The organism is Bathymodiolus platifrons methanotrophic gill symbiont, assembly GCF_002189065.1.
Classification (GTDB): domain Bacteria; phylum Pseudomonadota; class Gammaproteobacteria; order Methylococcales; family Methylomonadaceae; genus Methyloprofundus.
The window spans coordinates 1-1291 of sequence record NZ_BDMN01000473.1 but is presented as its reverse complement, the minus strand read 5'-3'; the positions used below and the strand labels follow the sequence as shown (position 1 = coordinate 1291).

The following is a 1291-nucleotide window of genomic DNA, read 5'->3' as shown; positions in this document are numbered from 1 at the left end:
ATGGCAGTGAATTAACGATCGGTCCTGTAGGTAGTACGCGTAAATTTTGCGCAGAGAATGATTTAATGCTTCAGGAACAGCAAATATTACAAGCACTGAAACAAGTGAGGCGTTATGAAATTCGTGCAAATCAATTACGTTTAGTCGGTTTTTATGGTTCATTAATGTTGAGTTTAAAGCAGAAGGGAGCCTATTTTGGTGCAGTACTCTATTTTGTTGCATAGGATATTTAGAGAGTCGTGTTATGAACCTGGTCAATCATTTTAGTTAACTAGAAGTGCAAATAACTTAGGTATAATGAGTGGAATTTATAAAAGGATAGAAAATGAGAACTATAAAAAAACTTGGCATAGCAATGCTCTTTATCTTGATGTTTTCTGTGTCCGGAGGCGCGTACTCTGCTCCGGCAGGAACAAATCAGCTGCGCTTGCAAACAGGGTTTTCTAAAAGAACCGGGGAAACAGCATTTTCCTATTTGGTCACTTGGCGTAAAGGAGAGGAGGACCTAAAAGATATTAATGGACTAATGTTTGTTAATGGCACCGAAACTATATCTCCGACTACTGATGCTGAAGTAGCCTATAAGATTACTAAAGCACTGAATGCGGCAGTGGTTACGCGAACCCCATTAGACCGTGGCGCTGTTGCAAAAAATAATAAATCTGAGGTTATTGTCAGCAATAAGGATGGCTTCGAATTAACCCGAATTACTACTAGGGATTATAGTAACCAGGAATTGAAATATTCTATTCCGGATAAAAGCTTTAAGGCTGCAGCGACTGGTATTGCGATAGATATTGTTTATTCAGCGGCTGTTGAATATATTGCAGGATTCTCTAAGGCGGTAAAAAAAGAAACAGCAGGGGGTTTTGTTAGTGTCACTATTGATAATAATTCACCTATAAAAATAACAACAGCGGGTAAGACGACGAGAGAAATAGAGTCAGAACTGGCTGATGCCATCGGTTCAGATGCCAGTTTTTCTTCGATGCCTATTTATCCTAATTTTGTACAAATTAGATCGAAAAATTACAAGTCTTTTGATGGCGGAGAAATACAAATACCTTCTTTAAATGCAAAGTCGATCACTATTGATGTTAATGACTCTGGTCTGGGCGTATTAACTAAATTTGTATTTACCAGTGTTAAGCAACCCGTGCAAATTATTAGTAAAGTACCTTATATTATTGCTTTGTTACTAGCGGGTATTTTTGGATATGTATTCTGGAAAAAGAAGCAGTCTGTGGTTACTAGTTAATATAACTAGCATTGAGTATTACTGGGGATATCG

2 protein-coding genes are annotated in these 1291 nt (G+C 37.6%); both read left to right on the top strand.

Translation table 11 applies throughout. The features are described 5' to 3' along the window. Positions 1 to 224: META domain-containing protein (locus CDZ78_RS19510; protein ID WP_140414244.1), on the top strand; the 224-nt coding region annotated here is incomplete at its 5' end. A gap of 101 nt (positions 225 to 325) precedes the next feature. Next, complete coding sequence (locus CDZ78_RS19505) at positions 326 to 1258, top strand: hypothetical protein (protein WP_087871452.1); 933 nt, start codon at positions 326 to 328, stop codon at positions 1256 to 1258. Positions 1259 to 1291 lie beyond the last annotated feature (33 nt).